The sequence below is a fragment of the Ramlibacter cellulosilyticus genome (assembly GCF_014297465.1).
GTDB lineage: Bacteria > Pseudomonadota > Gammaproteobacteria > Burkholderiales > Burkholderiaceae_C > Ramlibacter > Ramlibacter cellulosilyticus.
Map to the genome: position 1 here is coordinate 1 of NZ_JACORT010000022.1, position 2,299 is coordinate 2,299.

3 protein-coding genes are annotated in these 2,299 nt (G+C 69.6%); all 3 read left to right on the forward strand.

All coding sequences use genetic code 11. The features are described 5' to 3' along the window. On the forward strand, positions 1–181 hold a 181-nt coding region (locus H8N03_RS26095), incomplete at its 5' end, for a hypothetical protein (protein ID WP_222623180.1). A 69-nt stretch (positions 182–250) separates the two neighbouring features. Further along, positions 251–1,531 (forward strand): IS256 family transposase, encoded by a 1,281-nt coding sequence (locus H8N03_RS25915; RefSeq protein WP_187079146.1) that lies wholly within the window; start codon positions 251–253, stop codon positions 1,529–1,531. A gap of 235 nt (positions 1,532–1,766) precedes the next feature. Next, positions 1,767–2,299: hypothetical protein (locus tag H8N03_RS25920; RefSeq protein WP_222623181.1), on the forward strand; the 533-nt coding region annotated here is incomplete at its 3' end.

A 2,299-nucleotide genomic window follows, 5' to 3' on the forward strand; every position in this document is an offset into this window, starting at 1 on the left:
CGCTCAGTTAGAGACGGTGCGCCAGCATGCGTGGACTGCGATCGGTGGCATTGCCCTGGTCTTGGAAGCGGTGCGGGTCTATGACGACCTCGCGGTGCAGCTGGATCCCGGCTACGTCTCGGACTGGTCAGTGGAGTCCACCAGAGTGGTGTGCGAGCACCCCGCTGACGGGCGTGGCTGACACGTAGAAGGCGGCCACCGCGTGATGCTTCGAACTGAGTTCCCGCTCAAGCCGAAGAAGGACACCGCGATGACCGCCAACCCCATGATGGACCCTGCCCACCTCCTGGACGAGCACCTCGCTCAGGCCAGCCCGGACCTGATGCGCACGATGCTGCGCGCCTTCATCGACACCCTCATGTCCGCCGACGCCGACGCCGTCTGCGGCGCCGACTACGGCGCGTCCTCACCGGAGCGGGTCAACACCCGCAACGGCTACCGTCACCGCCCCTTCGACACCCGCGTCGGGACGATCGACGTGGCCATCCCCAAGCTGCGCTCAGGCTCGTACTTCCCCGACTGGCTGCTGGAGCGCCGCCGCCGCGCCGAGCGGGCGTTGACCACCGTGGTCGCCACTGCCTACCTGCTCGGGGTGTCCACCCGCCGGATGGAAAAGCTGGTCGAGACCCTCGGCATTACCCGTCTGTCGAAGTCGCAGGTCAGCGAGATGGCCAAAGATCTGGACGCGCAGGTCGAAGCGTTCCGCACCCGACCGCTGAACGCCGGCCCCTACACGTTCGTCGCCGCCGACGCGTTGGTGATGAAGGTCCGCGAAGACGGCCGCGTCGCTAACGTCCACGCCCTCCTCGCGGTTGGAGTCAACGCCGATGGGCACCGGGAGATCCTGGGCCTGCAGGTCTCCTCGGCCGAGGATGGCGCCGGCTGGCTGGGCTTCTTCCGCGACCTGACCGCCCGCGGCCTGACCGGAGTCCGCCTCGTCACCTCCGACGCCCACGCCGGGCTGGTCGCCGCGATCGGTGCGACGCTGCCGGGCGCGTCGTGGCAGCGGTGCCGCACTCATTACGCGGCGAACCTGATGGCGGTGACACCGAAGACGTCCTGGCCTTGGGTGAAGACGTTGCTGCACAGCGTGTACGACCAGCCCGACGCGTCGTCTGTGCACGCCCAGTTCGACCGGCTGCTGGATGCGGTCGAGGTCAAGCTGCCCAAGGTCGCCGCCCACTTGGACGCCGCCCGCGCCGACGTCCTGGCGTTCACCAGCTTCCCGAAGGAGGTGTGGCGGCAGGTCTGGAGCAACAACCCGCAGGAACGGTTAAACCGGGAGATCCGCCGCCGCACCGACGTGGTGGGCATCTTCCCCGACCGCACCTCCCTGATCCGCCTGGTCGGGGCGGTGCTGGCCGAGCAGGACGATGAGTGGGCAGAAGGACGCCGCTACCTGGGCCTGGACCTGCTCGGACGCTGCCGGCTCACCCTCCTGCCCGGGGAGGGCGCACAGGCCGCCTCTGCCCTGGGCGAGACCACGCCGGAGGTGAACACCGACCTCACGATGCAGGCCCTGCAGGGCTGACCCCAGGAAGCAGCATCACGCGGCGAACGTCGCACACCACCTCCGAGGACTTGACCGATCGTTGACGCGACAGGCCGCTAGGTTCGGCCCTCCGCGTCGACGATCCGGTGCGACGGGTGTGGACGGCAGCCGTTGCCGTCGTCCCGGTCTCCACAGGCCGGTGGCCGTGGGGTTCGTCCACAGGACGGGACGACGTCGCAGACGACGGCAGCCGCGAGCGCCCACGATCTCGGCCATGCCTCGCCGCGCGCACTACGACGCAGCCACCCTCGACGCACTGATCCGCCAGCACGAGCGCGTCGTCCCGCGTTCGCTCCTCCTGCTCGCGGGTCTCCCACGGTCGACGTTGACCGATCTCACGGGACCGCGTGGACGATGGCAGCGCATCCTCCCGGGCGTCGTCCTGACGCACCGGGGAACCCCGACCGTCGCCGAGCGCCGCCGAGCCGCTCTGGTGTACGCGGGACCCGAGGCGAGGATCGGCGGAATGCACGCGCTGGACCTGCACCGGGCCTTGCGCGACCCGCTCCCGGCGGACGCACCGGTCTTCGTCGTCATCCCGGACGGGGTGCACCGGACGTCTTCGTCCTTCTGCACGGTGGAACGCTCCGAACGGGATCCCGGCGACCTCGTGCGGAGGAACTTCCCCGTCACGAGCATCGCCCGCGCCTGCGCTGACGCGACGCGTGGGCACACCATGTCACCCGACGGTGTCCGTGAACTCATGAGCCAGGTTCTCAGGGAGGACCACTGCACGCTGCGCGACCT